This is a genomic window from Streptomyces sp. SP17BM10 (assembly GCF_036322405.1).
GTDB lineage: Bacteria > Actinomycetota > Actinomycetes > Streptomycetales > Streptomycetaceae > Kitasatospora.
On record NZ_JAQYXB010000619.1, the window covers coordinates 65,746 to 82,909 of the forward strand.

The 17,164-nt window shown below is 73.1% G+C and carries 12 protein-coding genes and 2 tRNA genes; 9 read left to right on the forward strand and 5 right to left on the reverse strand.

Annotated elements, in window-relative coordinates; genetic code table 11:
• The first annotated feature begins 42 nt into the window (after window positions 1-42).
• A tRNA-Lys gene (locus PUR71_RS23650) sits at window positions 43-116 on the forward strand.
• A 119-nt stretch (window positions 117-235) separates the two neighbouring features.
• Here PUR71_RS23650 and PUR71_RS23655 read toward each other — a convergent pair.
• Window positions 236-1,120, reverse strand: a complete 885-nt coding sequence (locus PUR71_RS23655) for an alpha/beta fold hydrolase (RefSeq protein ID WP_329929095.1) — start codon at window positions 1,118-1,120, stop codon at window positions 236-238.
• Window positions 1,117-1,902 (reverse strand): DUF998 domain-containing protein, encoded by a 786-nt coding sequence (locus PUR71_RS23660; protein WP_329929096.1) that lies wholly within the window; start codon window positions 1,900-1,902, stop codon window positions 1,117-1,119. The genes PUR71_RS23655 and PUR71_RS23660 overlap by 4 nt, the downstream gene beginning before the upstream one ends.
• A gap of 124 nt (window positions 1,903-2,026) precedes the next feature.
• On the opposite strand from PUR71_RS23660, the gene PUR71_RS23665 reads away from it, so the two are divergent.
• The 3 genes from PUR71_RS23665 to PUR71_RS23675 all read left to right on the forward strand — a co-directional run bounded on the left by PUR71_RS23665 (window position 2,027) and on the right by PUR71_RS23675 (window position 6,130).
• Window positions 2,027-2,100, forward strand: a tRNA-Lys gene (locus PUR71_RS23665).
• A 234-nt stretch (window positions 2,101-2,334) separates the two neighbouring features.
• Window positions 2,335-4,842 carry a transglycosylase domain-containing protein gene (locus tag PUR71_RS23670; protein WP_329929097.1) on the forward strand — a complete coding sequence of 836 codons (2,508 nt, stop codon included), beginning with the start codon at window positions 2,335-2,337 and terminating at the stop codon, window positions 4,840-4,842.
• Between the two features lie 184 nt (window positions 4,843-5,026).
• On the forward strand, window positions 5,027-6,130 hold the full coding sequence (locus PUR71_RS23675) for an EamA family transporter (RefSeq protein ID WP_329929098.1): 1,104 nt from the start codon (window positions 5,027-5,029) through the stop codon (window positions 6,128-6,130).
• On the opposite strand, the gene lepB is transcribed toward PUR71_RS23675, so the two are convergent.
• Together lepB and PUR71_RS23685 are read right to left on the reverse strand one after the other, a co-directional pair.
• Window positions 6,093-6,869, reverse strand: coding sequence for a signal peptidase I (lepB, locus tag PUR71_RS23680; protein ID WP_329929099.1), 777 nt, complete (start codon window positions 6,867-6,869; stop codon window positions 6,093-6,095). The two genes, PUR71_RS23675 and lepB, sit on opposite strands and share 38 nt — an antisense overlap.
• Window positions 6,870-7,092: 223 nt before the next feature.
• Window positions 7,093-7,428: a chorismate mutase gene (locus tag PUR71_RS23685; protein WP_329929100.1), complete on the reverse strand. Its 336-nt coding sequence runs from the start codon at window positions 7,426-7,428 to the stop codon at window positions 7,093-7,095.
• Between the two features lie 292 nt (window positions 7,429-7,720).
• Between PUR71_RS23685 and PUR71_RS23690 the strand changes: the two genes are divergently transcribed.
• On the forward strand, window positions 7,721-8,146 hold the full coding sequence (locus PUR71_RS23690; protein WP_329929101.1) for an OsmC family protein: 426 nt from the start codon (window positions 7,721-7,723) through the stop codon (window positions 8,144-8,146).
• A 395-nt stretch (window positions 8,147-8,541) separates the two neighbouring features.
• The gene (locus PUR71_RS23695; RefSeq protein ID WP_329929102.1) at window positions 8,542-10,497 is read left to right on the forward strand and encodes a putative bifunctional diguanylate cyclase/phosphodiesterase; all 1,956 of its coding nucleotides are present in this window, start codon (window positions 8,542-8,544) and stop codon (window positions 10,495-10,497) included.
• 108 nt (window positions 10,498-10,605) lie between these two features.
• Here the strand turns inward: PUR71_RS23695 and PUR71_RS23700 are convergent, their stop codons facing one another.
• Window positions 10,606-11,694, reverse strand: coding sequence for an LLM class flavin-dependent oxidoreductase (locus tag PUR71_RS23700; protein ID WP_329929103.1), 1,089 nt, complete (start codon window positions 11,692-11,694; stop codon window positions 10,606-10,608).
• Between the two features lie 638 nt (window positions 11,695-12,332).
• On the opposite strand from PUR71_RS23700, the gene PUR71_RS23705 reads away from it, so the two are divergent.
• The 3 genes from PUR71_RS23705 (at window position 12,333) to PUR71_RS23715 (ending at window position 17,042) form a co-directional block, all read left to right on the forward strand.
• Window positions 12,333-12,920 (forward strand): DedA family protein, encoded by a 588-nt coding sequence (locus PUR71_RS23705; protein ID WP_329929104.1) that lies wholly within the window; start codon window positions 12,333-12,335, stop codon window positions 12,918-12,920.
• A 258-nt stretch (window positions 12,921-13,178) separates the two neighbouring features.
• A complete protein-coding gene (locus PUR71_RS23710; protein ID WP_329929105.1) occupies window positions 13,179-14,459 on the forward strand; it encodes a hypothetical protein in 1,281 nt (426 codons plus the stop codon).
• 606 nt (window positions 14,460-15,065) lie between these two features.
• A complete protein-coding gene (locus PUR71_RS23715; RefSeq protein WP_329929216.1) occupies window positions 15,066-17,042 on the forward strand; it encodes a glycosyltransferase family 2 protein in 1,977 nt (658 codons plus the stop codon).
• The last annotated feature ends 122 nt before the right edge of the window (window positions 17,043-17,164 follow it).

Sequence of the window (17,164 nt, forward strand, 5' to 3'; positions counted from 1 at the left end):
GCGGATCCTCCCGGTCCCGTGTAATGTCTTCCGCGTCAGCAGGCGCCGCTAGCTCAGTTGGTTAGAGCAGCTGACTCTTAATCAGCGGGTCCGGGGTTCGAGTCCCTGGCGGCGCACAGACAGCCGGAAGGCCCCTCGCGAAAGCGAGGGGCCTTCCGGCGTTTCCGCCGTCGGTGTTGCGGCTGCGGGTGTTGCGGCCGTCGGTGTTGCGGCCGCTGAGGTGCTGCCGGCAGGTTCAGCGGGTGTCGAGGATCGCCGAGGCGACCGCGTCCGGACGGTCGAACATCACCAGGTGCCCGGCCGGGGCGGTGGTGCGGAAGTCCGCACCGAGCAGGGCGGCGAGCTCCCGCTGCTCGGCCAGCCAGGCCTCCGTCCGCCGGGAGCGCAGTCCGTCGTCGGCGGCGAGCACCGTGACCGGCAGGCCCTCGGGCAGGCCCCGGGTGCGGCGCAGCCCGTCGAGCTCGGCGGCGACGTCGAGGTAGCGGGCGTTCTCCCGGAGCAGCGCGCGCAGCGCCCGGCCGGTGCGGTAGCAGTGCCGGACGAGGTCCGGCGGGGCCAGGTCCTCGCGGCGGACGGTGGTGAGGCGGGCGGTCAGCCGCCGGGCGGCCGGGCCGAGCAGGTACGGCACGGCGAGGGCGGTGGCGGCGCCCGCGGCGCCCCGCGCGGCGAGGTCGCGCAGCCCGGGGGCGGGCAGCGGCCGGGGCGCCGGTTCGACGCTGCTGTCGACGAGGACGAGTCCGCCCGCCCGCTGGGGGTGCAGGCGGGCGAAGGCCTCCACGTGGAAGCCGGCCAGCGAGTGCCCGGCGAGCGTGCACGGCTCGCGCAGCCCGAGGGCGTCCAGCACGGCCCGGATGCGCCCGGCCTCGCCGGCCGCCGTGGGGGCGGGCCGACCGGTGGCGGGCTCGGGGGCGCTCAGGCCGTAGCCGGGCCGGTCGAAGCGGACGACGGTGCGGTAGGGGGCGAGGAAGGGGACGACGAGGTCCCAGTCGAACCAGCTGCTGCCGAGGCCGCCGGTGAGCACGCAGACCGGGCCCTCGCCCTCGGTGCGCACGTGCAGCGGGACGCCGTCGATGCGCAGGAACGCCGCCCGGTCGACTGCGGGGTCGGCCGCCGCCGTCACACCGGCTCCCGGTCCGACCGGCTCTGGAGCGCGGCGGCCACGGCGCGCGGCGGCTCCCTGTGGGCACCCTCCCGGAACAGGCTCCACGCGAGGACGCCCAGCCAGAGCGCGACCAGCAGCACCTGGAGCCGCTGGCCGGCTCCGAGCGCCCAGGTGCCGCGTCCGGTCTGGAAGGCGCCGATCGCGGCGAGGCTCCAGGTGGTCGCGAGCAGCTCGGCGCCGAGCAGCCAGGGCCCGTACCGGCGCACCGGCGGCCACCATCCGTAGCGGCGCGCGGCCACGGTGAGCGCCGCGAGCCCGGCGAGCGCGCCGATCATGGCGAGGCTGCTGGTGACGGCGTGCGCGGTGTGGGTGGCGGGCACGAGCCCGGCCGTCTCGCGGGCGGCGCACTCCTCGTCGCTCGTGGGGGTGCAGCTGAGCGGGAGCCGGGAGTCGGCGGCGGTCGCCGCGCCGAACAGGGCCAGGGCCGACCAGCCCGCGAGCGCCCAGCCGTGGCGGGGCCGCCGGGTGGCGGTTCGGCCGACCGGATCGACGGGAGCGGCGCCGACCAGCGCGGCGCCGGCCGCCGCGAGGACGGCCAGGCCGGCGACCAGGTCCGTGGCCCGGAAGACCCCGCCCAGCGGCTGGTCCGCCGCGGCGAGTTCGCTGATGTACGCCTGGACCGGGTCGAGGCCGGTGCTCAGGACGACCTCCAGCACCCAGGCGGTGTACGCCACGGCGCTGATCAGCAGCAGGACGGCGACGGCTCCGCGGGCGCGCGGACGTCCGGTGGGGCTGGGCACGTTTCCACCCTAACCGCGCCCGAACTCCACCCCAACCGGGAGGAAACGGGCACTCCTGGGCACCCATGGCCCGACGTGGTTCGAGGCACCCGTCCGGACCGTGTATTGTTTTCCGGGTCAGCAGGCGCCGCTAGCTCAGTTGGTTAGAGCAGCTGACTCTTAATCAGCGGGTCCGGGGTTCGAGTCCCTGGCGGCGCACAGACAGTGGGGAGCCCCTCGCAGCAGCGAGGGGCTCCCCAACTTTTTTGCCCATGGGGTCCGATTTGCGTGCGTTTTGGATGTGATGTCGGTCTCGATCGCCGCTCCGGAGGAGCCGATCGGCCCGTCCCGTTCGTCCTGGGCGGTAAACCGGAATCGGGACAAAGGTCCCCAACCACCGTTGTCCCCCGTCTGTGCAGGCTGGCCCGGTCCGCCCGCAGGAAAGGCCGCGCCTTGTCCAGAGATCCCCAGGGCGGCCGCCGCGTGCCGTCGATCCGGCCGGTCGAGCGGCTGAAGCGCGCCGACCACGTCCCCGGCGGCCCCGTGCCCGGCGGCGCCCTGATGAGCGGGCCGATGGACGCCGGCTCCGCGGGCGGCGGCAAGGCCGGCAAGAAGCGCCGGCCCAAGCGCACCGGCTGGCGCCGGCTGATACCGACCTGGCGGATGACGCTGCTCGGCGTCGCCGCCTCGATCCTCCTCGGCGTCGGGCTGTTCGCGCTCGGCGTCGCGCTCGTCAAGGTCCCGGACGCGCACGCCGCGGCCACCGCCCAGAGCAACACCTGGCTCTACGCGGACGGCTCGGTGATCACCCGCACCGGCCAGACCAACCGGCAGAACGTCGGCCTGGACAAGGTCTCCCCCGCGGCCCAGCACGCCGCGCTGGCCGCCGAGGACCGCAACTTCTACCACGAGGGCGCGATCAACGTGCAGGGCCTGGCCCGCGCCGCGATCAACACCGCCAAGGGCGAGGGCACCCAGGGCGGCTCCACGATCACCCAGCAGTACGTGAAGAACACGTACCTGAACCAGAAGCAGTCCGTCACCCGCAAGGTGAAGGAGCTCTTCATCGCCATCAAGGTGGACGCGACCGAGAGCAAGGACGACGTCCTCTCCGGTTACCTGAACACCTCCTACTACGGCCGCGGCGCCTACGGCATCCAGGCCGCCGCCCAGGCGTACTTCGGCATCGACGCCTCGGCGCTCACCCCGGCCCAGGGCGCCTACCTGGCCACCCTGCTCAACGCGCCGAGCGCCTACGACGTGGCCACCGCGACCACGGCGGGCAAGCAGAACGCGGTCAACCGCTGGAACTACGTCATGGACGGCATGGTCAAGGAGGGCTGGCTCACCGCCGACGAGCGGGCCAGGACCGCCTTCCCCGACGTCCGCGACCCGCAGCCCAACCTCGGCCTGTCCGGCCAGTCCGGCTACCTGGTGGACGCGGCCACCCAGTACCTCACCTCCAGCGGGATCATCAGCGACAACGAGCTGGCCAAGGGCGGCTACACGATCAAGCTGAGCATCGACCCGACCCGCCAGAAGGCGCTGCAGGACGCCGTCCAGGCGCAGCTGCACGACACCCTGAACCCGGACAAGCGCAAGAAGGACGCGGCCGCCCAGGCCGGCGCCGCCTCGGTGGACCCGAAGACCGGCGCGGTCGTCGCCCTCTACGGCGGCGTCGACTACATCAAGCACTACGTCGACAACGCGACCCGCCGCGACTACCAGGCCGGCTCGACCTTCAAGGCGATCGCGCTCGCGGCCGCGTTCGAGAACGACGCCAAGACCCAGGACGGCCGGACCGTCACCCCGCGCACCGTCTACGACGGCACCAGCGGCCGCAAGGTCCGTGGCGGCAAGGGCACCCCGTACGCGCCGCCGAACGAGGGCGACAAGAGCTACGGCCAGATCTCCCTCCAGCAGGCCACCGACTGGTCGGTGAACTCGGCCTTCGCCCAGCTCGCCCAGGACACCGGCCTGCAGAAGGTCAAGGACACCGCCGTCGCGCTGGGCCTGCCCGGCAACACCCCGGGGCTCGACCCGGTGCCGTCCATCCCGCTGGGCGCAGCCACCCCGAGCGTGCTCGACATGGCCGGCGTGTACGCCACGCTCGACAACGGCGGCAAGCAGATCACGCCGTGGCTCGTGCAGTCGGTGGACCGCGAGGGCGAGGCCGTCCCGCTGCCCGCGCACAAGACCACCCAGGCGATCAGCGCGGACACCGCGAACCGGGTCACCTCGATGCTCCAGGGCGTCGTGAGCGACCCGGGCGGCACGGGTTTCCGGGCGAAGGCGCTGGGCCGGCCCACGGCCGGCAAGACCGGCACCACCGACGACCAGAAGTCGGTGTGGTTCGTCGGCTACACCCCCGAGCTCGTCACCTCGGTCGCGCTGTTCGGCCAGGACCCGGGCACCGGGGCACAGGTCAGCCTGAGCGGCGTCGGCGGCATCGACGGCGCGGCGGGCGGCCAGTACCCGGCACAGATCTGGACCAGTTACATGAAGGCCGCGCTCAAGGGCCAGCCCGTGAGCGACTTCCCGGACCCCTCGGACGGCGGCGACTCCGGCGCGGCCGACCTGCCGGCCTCCCCCGCCACGCCGTCCGGCACCCCGTCGACGGGCAGCGCCACCGGCAACCCGAACGGCGGCGCGACCGGCCAGCCGGGCGGCTCGAACGGCTCGCAGACCGGCGGGTCGAGCGGGTCCCAGAACGGCGGCTCCAACGGCTCCCAGAACGGCGGCTCGAACGGCTCCGACGGCTCGAACTCCGGCGGGAACACCGTGCCGACCGCGCCGCCCACGACGCAGCCGACCGCGGACCCGACGTCGAAGCCGACGACCAGGCCCACCACCCAGCCGACGCCGACCACGCAGCCGACGACCGGCCCGACGACGCAGCCCACCACCCAGCCCACGGGCGGGGCGGCCAACGGCGCAGCGGGGGCCGGGCCGGGGAACTGATCCCGGCCGGTCCTGTCCCACGGTCACCGCGCCCCGGGGTCCCGCCGGACCCCGGGGCGTCGCCGTGCACCCCTACTCCGTGGGGACGGGCGATGTGAACACTCCGCCGCGTACAGATACGGGCAGGACCAAATGTCGAAATGGCGCCTTACACAATCGGCGGTATGACTGTCACAATGCGTCGGTGCAACAATCGACGGCCTCGCCCGCCCGCCCCTCCGGACGAACCCTCGGCCTCGGCCTCGCGCTCGTCTCCGCCTGCGCCTTCGGCGGCTCCGGCACGGCCGCGAAGCCGCTGATCGAGGCCGGGCTCTCCCCGCTCCACGTCGTCTGGCTGCGGGTCACCGGCGCCGCCGTGGCCCTCCTGCCGATCGCCTACCGCCACCGCGACGCCGTGCTCCGGCGCCCCGGCCTGCTGATCGGCTTCGGCCTGCTCGCCGTCGCCGGCGTCCAGGCCTGCTACTTCGCGGCGATCTCCCGCATCCCGGTCGGCGTGGCCCTGCTCATCGAGTACCTCGGGCCGCCGCTGCTCATCGGCTACGTCAAGTTCGTCCAGCGCAAGCCGGTCAGCCGGGGCGCGGCGATCGGCGCCGCGGTCGCCGTGACCGGCCTCGCCTGCGTGGTGGAGGTCTGGAACGGCCTGAGCTTCGACGCGCTCGGCGTCCTGTTCGCGCTCGGCGCCGCCTGCTGCCAGGTCGGTTACTTCGTCCTGGCCGACGCCGGCCGCCGCGGCGAGCGGCCGGTCGACCCGATGGCCGTCAGCGCCTTCGGCCTGCTGATCGGCGCCGTCGTGCTCACCGTGGCGACCCGGCCCTGGGAGGCCGACTGGAGCCCGCTGGGCGGGAACGTCGTGATGAACGGGCACTCGCTGCCCGCGTTCCTCCCGGCCGCCTGGATGGTGCTGGTGGCGACCGTCCTCGCCTACCTGACCGGCGTCGTCGCCGTCGGGCACCTCTCGCCGCCGGTCGCCGGGGTGGTGGCCAACCTGGAGGCCGTCGTCGCCACCGTGCTGGCCTGGATCCTGCTCGGCGAGCACCTCGGGCTGCCGCAGCTCGCGGGCGGGCTGCTGGTGCTCGCCGGGGCGTTCGCGGCCCAGGCGAGCAAGCCGGCGGGGACGGTGGAGGCGGACGCCGTCGCGGTGGATGCCGTCGGGGGCGATCCCGTCGCCGGGGCGGTGGCGGCGGCGGCCGAGGCCGTCGGGGTCGAAGCAGCGGTGGACGCCGGGGAGCCGGCCGCCGCCGAGAGCGGGGTCAGCGGCCGACCCAGCCGAACCAGTCGAAGTGGTTGAGCGGCCACACCACGGCCGACACCGGCCCCACGACGTTGCCCACCGGCACCGCGCCGCCACCCGGGCCGCTGCGGTGGAAGCGGGAGTCCGCCGAGTCGCTGCGGTGGTCGCCCTCCACCCAGATGTGCCCGGCCGGTACCGTCACCGGCCCGAAGTCCAGGCCGGCGCAGGAGTCGTCCCCCGGGTGGAGGTACGGCTCGTCGACCTTCTTCCCGTTCACTGTGAGCGTGGTGCCGGTGCACCGTACGGTCTGGCCGCCGGTCGCGATCACCCGCTTGACCAGGTAGTTGTCGTCCTTCGGCGGCACCAGCCCGACGAAGCTCAGCACCGAGGTGAGCGCGTTGGTCACCGGGTTGCCGTCGACCGGCTGCGGCGGGAGCCAGTCGCCCGGGTCCTTGAACACCACCGGCTGCCCCGGCTCCGGCTCCCAGCCGGTCAGCGGCGCCAGCTTGTTCACCCCGACCCGGTCGCCGATCCGCAGCGTGTTCTCCATCGAGCCGGACGGGATGGTGAACACCTGGAGCAGACAGGTCTTGATCAGCAGTGCGAGCGTCAGCCCGACCGCGATCATCGCCGGGATCTCGATCCACCACGGCCGCGACGTGCGCCCCGCCCGCCGGGCCTTGCGGGCGCGTCCGCCACGGGCCCGGCGGCGGGCCTCGGCGCGACCGCCGGGGGCGGCGGAACTCCCGGCACGGCCCTCGGCCTCGCTCGGCGTTTCGGGCAGGTTCACCGCCATCGTCGCTGCTCCACCTCTCCGGCTGGGGAAACCTGCACGCTACGCCAACCGTGGAGCCTCACGAAATCCGGGCTTTAGCCGCCCCCGACACCCCCGGCGCCCCCGGCGGCCGGGGTCCCGGAACACGGATCCACCGGAGCGGAGCCTGCGGACACCGGGCTGAGCCCGGTGGTGCCGGGCCGTTCGGGCCGGCGACCCCCGGCGCGACCCCGGGCGCGGAGCCTCAGGCGCGGGCGATCGCCTCGTGGTGGCGGATGACCTCGGCGATGATGAAGTTCAGGAACTTCTCAGCGAAGACCGGGTCCAGCTTGGCCCCGGCGGCCAGCTCGCGCAGCCGCTTGATCTGGTCCCGCTCCCGCGCCGGATCGGCCGGCGGCAGCTTGTGCTCGGCCTTGAGCCGGCCGACCCGCTGGGTCGCCTTGAACCGCTCGGCCAGCATGTGGACCACCGCGGCGTCGATGTTGTCGATGCTCTCGCGCAGGCTGGTCAGCTCGGCGCGCACGGCGTCGTCCACCCCCTCGGGCAGAGCGGCGTCGGAGGTCGTGGGGTGGTCCGTCATCGCGGCGGCTCCCGGAAAGGCTGGTGGTGGAAACCCGGCCGTTCGGCAGCCGGGCTCGGGCCCGCGCCAATCTAACAGGGCCCCCGGCCCCGGTCCCCTCCATTGCGCCCGACCGTCCACGATCCGGACGGCGCACGCGCCACCGCACCCGGCCCCGCACCCACCACTGCACGCACCGCCGCACCGCCGGACGCCCGAAGTGCCCGGGAACGGACCGGGGCCCGCCGTAGGCTGGTGCGTGCATGACCGGAAGTGACGCATCAGCAGTTCCCCAGCAATGGAGGTACCGATCGTGGCTACGACCCGCACCGCCCGCACCGCCTGGGAGGGCAACCTGCTCCAGGGCAAGGGCCGGGTGACCTTCGCCTCGTCCGGCATCGGCGAGTACCCCGTCTCCTGGGCGGCCCGTGCCGAGGAGCCCAACGGCAAGACCAGCCCGGAGGAGCTGATCGGCGCCGCCCACTCCGCGTGCTTCTCGATGGCCCTCTCGCACGCCCTGGCCGGCGCGGGCACCCCGCCCGCCAAGCTGGACACCCAGGCCGACGTCACCTTCCAGCCCGGCGAAGGCATCACCGGTATCCACCTGACCGTCGTCGGCGACGTCCCGGGCCTGGACGAGGCCGGCTTCGCGAAGGCCGCCGAGGACGCCAAGGCGAACTGTCCGGTCAGCCAGGCCCTCACCGGCACCACGATCACCCTGACGGCCAAGCTGGCCTGACGGTCCGGCGGACGCCCTGCCGGCCGCGGCCCCACCCCTGTTCGCGCTCCCGGCGCGCAACCGGCGTCAGAAGGCGCGGGTTCGGCGCACGCGCCCCTGGCGCACATCATGTGATGTGCACCAGGGGCGTCCGCATGTACCGCCACGGTTGACCCCAAAGCGGGCGAATCACCCTGCCGGCGGTCACCGCGCGTTGCCGACGCGTCCTATGATCGGCCGCAGCGCCCTGTTCTTCACGCGGGTGTCCACGCGGTCTCCCCCACGCGGCAGTTCCCCGCCGGGCGCCCCGCGCCGGACCGACCCCGAGGACCGCGACAGAGTGCGGAGCCGGCCGCCGCAGTCCCGGGCGACCGGCCGGACCAGCATCAGGCGTCAGCAGCGGACGGGAGCATGCCGTGCCGGGCCAGAACGAGGGGGCCGACGCACACCACCCGGGGGTCGTCCTGGAGGACGCACCCACGATCCGGGACGGAACCGGGGACGGAACCACCGGGGCGACCCGGGAGTCGGCCCCCGAGGCGCTCCTCTGCCCCACCTGCTCGGCACCGCTCACCGACGGCGCCCACCGGGCGGACGGCGGGACCGACCGGATGCTCGCCGCGCTGCGGGCCAGCGAGTCCCGCTTCCGGGCCGCCTTCTGCGACGCCGTCATCGGCATGGCCCTGATCGACCCCGACGACCGGATCATCGAGGTCAACCCCGCCTTCGCCGCCCTGCTCGGCCGCGGTGTCGGCGAACTCGTCCGCACCCACCTGCACGAGATCCTCGACCCGGAGGGCATGCCGCACCGGCTCTTCCCCGCCCTCGTCCACGGCGGCCGCGAACGGTTCCGGGTCGAGAAGCAACTCAAGCACCGCGAAGGCCACACGGTCTGGAGCAAGGTGACCGTCTCCCTCATCCGGGACAGCACCGGCCACCCCCTCTACACCCTCGCCCTCGTCGAGGACATCACCGAACAGCGCCGGCTCGGCGACCGCCTGGAGTACCAGGCCCTCCACGACCCGCTGACCCGGCTCCCCAACCGGACCTACTTCTTCGAACGCCTCGACGCCGCCTGCCTCACCGGCGACCCCCGGTCCGCGGACGAGCGCCGCGTCGGCGTCTGCTACCTCGACCTCGACGGCTTCGCCGCCATCAACGAGACCCTCGGCCACCACATCGGCGACCAGCTCCTGACCGCCGTCGCGACCCGGCTGCGCCGCGGCTTCTCCGGGCACGCCGCCCACCTGGTCGCCCGGATGGGCGGCGACGAGTTCGCCGTCCTCGTCACCGACAGCGCCGGCAGCGAACAGCTCACCGACCTGGCCGCCCGGATCCTCGAAGTCCTGGAACTCCCCTTCGACATCGCCGGCCACCGCCTGGCGATCACCGCCAGCGTCGGCGTCGTCGAGCGCTCCGTGCACGAGACCACCCCGACCGACCTGGTCAAGGACGCCGACGCCACCCTCTACTGGTCCAAGGCGGACGGCCGCGCCCGCTGGACCCTCTACGACCCCGACCGCGGCGCCCACCAGCTCACCCGCCAGCTCCTCGCCACCGCACTGCGCCCGGCCCTCGAACGCGGCGAGTTCACCATCGAGTACCAGCCGCTGGTCGGCCTCGCCGACGGCGCGGTGCACGGCGCCGAGGCGCTGGTCCGCTGGTGCCACCCCCGCTACGGGACGCTCTCGCCCGACCGCTTCATCCCGCTCGCCGAGGAGTCCGGCGCGATCGTGCCGCTCGGCAAGTGGGTGCTGGAGGAATCCTGCCGCCAGGCCCGGCAGTGGCTCACCGAGTTCCCCGACACCGAGACCTTCGTCAGCGTCAACCTGGCCGCCCGGCAGATCTGGGACTCCGACGTCGTCGCCGACGTCGCCCGCGCCCTCGAACGCACCGGCCTGCCCGCCCGGCTGCTCCAGCTGGAGATCACCGAGAGCGCCCTGCTCGGCCCCGGCGGCCGTCCGCTCCAGGCCCTGCAGGCGCTCGCCGACATGGGCGTCCGGATCGCCATCGACGACTTCGGCACCGGCTACTCGAACCTCGCCTACCTCTCCCGCCTGCCGGTGCACGTGCTCAAGCTCGACGGCACCTTCATCGAGGGCTTCCGCGACCCGGCCCCGGCCGGCCGCCCCGACCACCCGGCCCCCGACAGCCGCCGCAGCGACGCCGACGAGCAGATCGTCGGGGCGATGGTCCAGCTGGCCCACACCCTGGGCCTGACCGTCACCGCCGAGGGCATCGAGAGCGCCGCCCAGGCCGAACGCCTCCGCCTCACCGGCTGCGACACCGCCCAGGGCTGGTACTTCGCCCGCCCCGGCGACGCCGAACGCGTCGCCGCCATACTGCGCCGCTCCCGCCCCGGCTCCCGCTGACGGGCCGGCTCCCCGAAGAGCCGGGTCCGCCGGGGCCGGTGCCGACCGGCTCGTGGACGAGGCCGACGGGCCGGGACCCGGCACCCCGGCCAGGGCGGCAGCGACTCGTCAGGCGGTGGCCGTCAGGCCGTACGCCTCGGCGATCCGGCCGTAGGAGCGGAGACGGGCCTCGTGGCCGTGGATGTGGGAGGTGATCATCAGCTCGTCGACGCCGGTCCGCTTGCGCAGGGCCTCCAGGCCGTCGGCGACCTCGCCCGGGGCGCCCAGGACGACGTTGGCCAGCCAGTCGTCGATGAAGTCCGCCTCGACCGGGCTGTACGGGTAGGACTCGGCCTCCTCCGGGGTGGGGATCGGGCCGGGGGTGCCGCGGCGCAGCCGGAGCATGCCGAGGGCGGCGGAGCGGGCGAGGCGGCGGGCGGAGTCCTCGTCATCGGCGGCCACCGCGCTCACGCCGATGAGGGCGTAGGGCTCGGTGAGGACGGCGGAGGGGCGGAAGGAGTCCCGGTAGAGGTCGAGTGCCGGGAGGGTGTTGGCGCTGCTGAAGTGGTGCGCGAAGGCGAACGGCAGGCCGAGGCGGCCGGCGAGCCGGGCGCTGAAGCCCGAGGAACCGAGGAGCCAGATCGGCGGGCGGGCGTCGCCGTGGGGGACGGCGGTGAGCCGGGCGTAGGGGTGGCCGGGCGGGAAGTCGCCGTCGAGGAAGTGGGTCAGCTCGGCGAGCTGCTGGGGGAAGTCGTCGGCGCCCTCGGCGAGGCCGCGGCGCAGTGCCCGGGCGGTGGCCTGGTCGGTGCCGGGGGCGCGGCCGAGGCCGAGGTCGATCCGGCCGGGGTGCAGGGCTTCCAACAGGCCGAACTGCTCGGCGATGGCGAGCGGGGCGTGGTTGGGGAGCATGACGCCGCCGGAGCCGAGCCGGAGCGTGGTGGTGTGGGCGCCCAGATGGGCGAGCAGGACGGCCGGGGTGGAGCTGGCGACGCCGGGCATGCCGTGGTGCTCGGCGACCCAGAAGCGGTGGTAGCCCCAGCGCTCGGCGTTCCGGGCGAGCGTGGTGGTGGCGGCGAGTGCCTCGGCGGGGGTGTGGCCGGCGCCGACGGTCGCGAGGTCGAGGATCGAGAGCGGGGCGGGTGCGGTGCCGCGGGCGGTGCCCCGGATCGCGGGGGCGGGCGGTTCGGTGCCGTGTGTCTGCTGGTCCTCGGTGGTCATGCCGCTCGCCCTTCCGGTCTCTTCGTACTCCTGCCGACCTGGGGCAACCACCGTTCGGCGCCCGCTGTTCCCCGCCTTCGGGGTGTCGCGCGGCACACCTCCGCAACCGCCGCCCGATCCGCGGCCGGAGCCCGCCGCCGACCGGACGTTCGGCTGACGCAGCGCCAGCGGGCGTGCACGCGTGGCGACTTCACGCCAGAGCCGGAAGTCGCCAGCCGCAGGTCTCGCGATGGACCACCGGAGTCCGGCAGGCTGGTGATCAGGATCGAGGGCATCGATGGGAAGCCCCTCGTTCCCGATGACAAGGTCGCCGGGCTGGACCAGTTCCGGACGATCCATGCGAGCCCTCGGAGTGGAAACCCCGCTCCGAGGGCTCGTTCCATGTGCGGCCCGCCACGCCGCCCGGGGCGGCGCGGCTCGGGTGCGGGTTCCGCTCCCGACGGGAACTGCGGCCACAGGGAAGGTGGCGCGGATCACCCCGGTGACGGGCCTCGGCGACTGCGACGGCTTCGTTCCCCGGCCGTGACCCCGCGCACACCCGGGGTGCTTCATGGCATGAAAAGTCGAGGCGCTAGCGTTGACCCCAGCAGCCACCTGCTCCCCCGGGCGGCGTGGAGGGAGTAAGGGCCTTGAACTTCGTGGCGGCAATCGGATCCTCGTGGATCTGCGCCCTGGCGCTCTGCGCCGTACTCGGCGACGCCCTCCTCCCCTTCATCCCCAGCGGCACGCTGGTGATCCTGGCCGTGCTCAAGACGGCGCAGATCGACGGCGCCCCGGTGCTGCTCGGGCTGGGCGTGGCGGTGTCCTCGTTCCTCGGCGACCTCCTCCTGCTGCACCTCGCCCGGCGCGGCGCCCCGCTGGTCCAGCGCCGGCTGGCGCGGCGGCCCAAGCTCGCGGCGAGCGTGTCCCGGGTGCAGCAGGCCCTGGTCGAACGGCCGCGGGGGGCCGCCGCCGCAATGGTGGTCGTCGCCCGGTTCGTGCCGGCGGGGCGGACCGTCCTCGACCTGGCCATCGGGCACTCCCCCGACCATCCGCACCGGTTCCTGCACTGGTCGGCGCTGGCGGCGCTGGTGTGGGCCGCCTACATCGTCACGCTGGGCTGGCTGAACAGCCACTGGTTCGACACCGCCTGGCTCAGCCTGGCCGTCTCCTGCACGGCGGCGACCGTGGTGAGCACCGCGATAGCACGAATAGTGCGCCGCAACCGGCGACTCGCGGCACTCTGACGGACCCCGCCCCCGCAGCGGTACGGTACTGCCGAGCGAGCGGCCGGCCGTGAAGCGTCACAGGACCGCAACAGAACCCGGGTTCCTGCAGCCCGGCCGGGTGCCACCGACGTGTTGACCTACGTCGGGCCGGGACGACCCTTTGATCGCCATCCGGTCCACATGACATGCTAAGGGCGGAATACTCATCAATTGCCCGATTTGACCGGTGAGGCCCGGCACCGCCCGCACCACCGGCCGTCGGCACCAGGGGAGACCATGACCAGCATCTCGCGCAGGACCGTGCTCAGTGCCACCGCAGCGACCGCGGCCCTCGGGGCGGTCGCGGCCTGTTCCAGCAACGGTTCCGGCTCGGGACCGGCCTCCTCTTCCTCCGCCCCGTCGGGCGGCCCCGCCCCCGTTCCGACCGGCACCACCGATCCGACCCAGGCCGTGATACCCAAGGGCACACCGATCGGTGACGGCTCCAACGCGGACACCGGTCCGCAGCCGAACCAGCCCAAGCCCGAGAAGCTCAAGCCCGGCGAGCGCCCGCCGCAGTTCGTCGTCTTCTCGTGGGACGGCGCGGGCGGCACCGACGACGGCCAGTTCCCCCGCTTCCTGAAGCTGGCCGAGCAGTACAAGGCCACGATGACGTTCTTCCTCTCCGGCATCTACGCCCTGCCGAAGGGCAAGTCCAGCCTGTACCACCCGCCGAAGCACTCGGTGGGCGCCTCGGACATCCCCTACCTGTCGGACGGCGCGGTCAAGAGCACGCTCAAGCTCATCAGCCAGGCCTGGCTCGCCGGACACGAGATCGGCACCCACTTCAACGGGCACTTCTGCTCCAGCCGCCCGGACAAGAACGGGGTCAACATGTGGACCCCGGACGACTGGCAGAGCGAGATCGACCAGGCGATCGCGTTCGTCACCCAGTGGCGGACCAACACCGGCTTCACCGACGTCGACCCGCTGCCCTTCGACTACAAGAAGGAGCTCATCGGCGGCCGGACCCCGTGCCTGGAGGGGCAGAAGGCGCTGCTGCCGACCGCGGCGAAGATGGGCTGGAAGTACGACGCGAGTTCGTCGGGCGGCCTGCAGATATGGCCGCAGAAGGTGCAGGACGGCAAGGTGTGGGACTTCCCCCTGCAGTCCATCCCGTTCCCGGGGCACGCCTTCCAGGTCCTCTCGATGGACTACAACATCCTGGCCAACCAGTCCAACGGCAGCACCAAGGGCGACCCGTCCAAGTACGGCGACTGGCGCAACCAGGCCCGCGACTCCTACCTGGCCGGCTTCGACCGCGCCTACAACGGCAACCGGGCGCCGTTCTTCATCGGCAACCACTTCGAGCAGTGGAACGGCGGCATCTACATGGACGCCGTCGAGGAGGCACTGAAGGCCATCGCCGGCAAGCCCGAGGTGCGGCTGGTCTCCTTCAAGCAGCTCGTGGAGTGGCTGGAGGTGCAGGACCAGTCCACCCTGCGCAAGCTGCGCACGCTCAACGTCGGCCAGGCGCCCACCGGCGGCTGGGAGACCTTCCTCGGCGCGGCCGGCTGACGGCCGCGCCCGGCGGGCGGTGGGTGGCGGGCGGTGGGTGGCGGGCGGGAACGTCAAGTCATCTGTGGAAAAGCAAAGATGGCGGAGAGCGGGTCCCGGCCCGGAGTCCGCTCTTCGCCCGCCCATTCGACACCGGCGGGCCCCGGCACACCGGAGCGTTCAATCCGCGTCAATATCACTTCGGCGCTCGGGATTGGCTTGGAACCGTAGCATCTTCACGCTTGTGCGCTGATCATCTCGCGGATCGGTTGCGATCACCGGGGCCCTCCGGGAGAGTTGAACACGCCAAGGATCCCGCACACCCGGAGGGGAAGCCGGGACGTGCTCCGGGATCCCGCATTCGAAGCCGGTCGCGCAGTTACACGCCATGTAGTCACACAATAGAATTGCCTGCTCACGGTTTATGTGACGAATAGCCCGGAAACTGCCTGAACCACCGCAGTTCACCGGGCAGTGTTCTGCCCCGGGCGGCTCCGACGCAGTGGCGTGGCCAGTCGACGCACCACTCCGGGGGGAGCAACCATGACCTTGCCGTTCTCGCGGCGGAAGAACGCCGAGACGGCCGACGGTGGCGGCAGCACGCGGATCGACGACGCCCTGGCCGGCATGGCGGCCCCCGAAGCCCCGTACGACTACGCCCACTTCAGCCGACTCGCCGGGCCCGCCCTCGACCCCGGCGACGGGGTCTACCGCACCGACACCCGAATACACGCCGACACCGGCCCCGGAACCGACACCGACCCCGCCTCCGCGCCCTACCGCGTCCAGTACCGCAGCCTCCTGCGCCGCGAGCCGCACCGCATCCGCGCCGCCCTGCTGCTGACGGCCGCGCCGCTCGTCGAAGCGGTGCTGCTGGTCTGGCTGTTACTGCCCGAGCACTGGCCCGAACGCCCCGGCGAGACGGACGCGTGGCTGCTCACCGCCGACAAGGTGATGGTCGGGATCATCGCCGTCGTCGAGGTGTTCCGGCTGGTCAACGTCGTCTCCAACGCCCACGCGACCCTCGTCGCCCGCGATCCCGTCCCGGTCCCGCCCGAGCGCGGCACCCGGGTGGCGTTCCTCACCACCCGCGTGCCGGGCAAGGAGCCCGCGGAGATGGTCCGGGCCACGCTCACCGCCGCGGTCGCCGTGCGGCACGAGGGCCCCTACGACGTCTGGCTGTTGGACGAGGGAAACGATCCTGCGATGCGCGCGCTCTGCGCCGAGCTGGGCGTCCGCCACTTCAGCCGCTTCGGCCGGCCGCACTGGAACCGGCCCGAGGGCAGGTTCCGCGCCGGGACCAAGCACGGCAACTACAACGCCTGGCTCCAGGCGCACGGCGACGACTACGACTTCTGGGTGTCGGTCGACACCGACCACGTCCCGCTGCCGGACTTCTGCGAGCGCATGCTCGGCTACTTCCGCGACCCCGACGTCGCATTCGTCGTCGGCCCCCAGGTGTACGGGAACTACCGCAGCTCGGGCTCCGCGGTCACCAAATTCTCCGAGAGCCAGCAGTACCTCTTCCACGCGCTCGTGCAGCGCGCCGGAAACCGTTACGGCGCACCGATGTTCGTCGGCACGAACAACGCCGTGCGAATCGGCGCGCTCCAGTCGATCGGCGGGTTGTACGACTCCATCACGGAGGACATGGCGACCGGTCTGGAGTTCCACCGCAGCCGAAACCCCCGGACCGGCGCACGCTGGAAGTCCGTCTACACCCCGGACGTCCTGGCGGTCGGCGAGGGCCCGTCCTCCTGGACGGACTTCTTCTCCCAGCAACTGCGCTGGAGCCGCGGGACGTACGAGACCCTCCTCACCCAGTACTGGCGGGTGATGTGGAAGCTCTCCCCCGGTCGGCTGCTCAACTACTCGCTGATGGTGTGCTTCTACCCGATGGCGGCGCTGACCTGGCTGCTCGGGGCGGCCTCCAGCGTGCTCTACCTCGTCTTCGGGGCGTCCGGCGTCCACGTCTCCTCGGAGATCTGGATGATGCTCTACAGCGACGCCGCCGCGCTCCAACTCCTGCTCTACACCTGGAACCGCAAGCACAACGTGAGCCCGCACGAGCCGGCCGGTTCCTCGGGGGTCGCGGGCATGGTGATGTCGGCGCTCTCCGGCCCGGTCTACGCGGCTTCGCTGCTGCAGGCCGCGCTTCGGCTGCGCAGCCGCTTCGTCGTCACGCCGAAGGGCGGCTCGGCCAGCCCCGACCGGTTCCGGACGTTCCGGCTGCACCTGTTCTGGACGGTCGTGTTTGGGGCCGCCATCGTCGCGTCCTTCTTCACCGGCCACGACCACGCGGCCATGCGCACCTGGGCGATCATCGCCCTCGTCCTGACGCTGCTTCCCCTGCTGGTGACCGCGGCGGACACCGTCCGGCGCCGGCGGGCCAGGCCCACGGCCACGCTCACCGTGACCGGGGGCGGTCCCGCCGAGACGGCCGTCCGGGTGGACGAGCCGACCGTCCGGCTGCGCCGGCCGGTCCTGTCCGTCCCCGCGGCGCTCGACCGGGAGCAGCAGCGCCACTCGGGCCTCGACCAGCCCACGCTGGAACTCAGGCGGCCACCGCAGCCCCGGCAGGCCGAGCCCTCCTCCACCCGCTGAGCACCTCCCGCTGAGCACCTCCCGTCGAACAACACGCCGCCGAGCCCTCACCCGTCGAGCCGGCCCACGAAGGGACCCGTCACCGTGAAGATCCACAACGTCGGCCGGACCAGGCGCTTCGC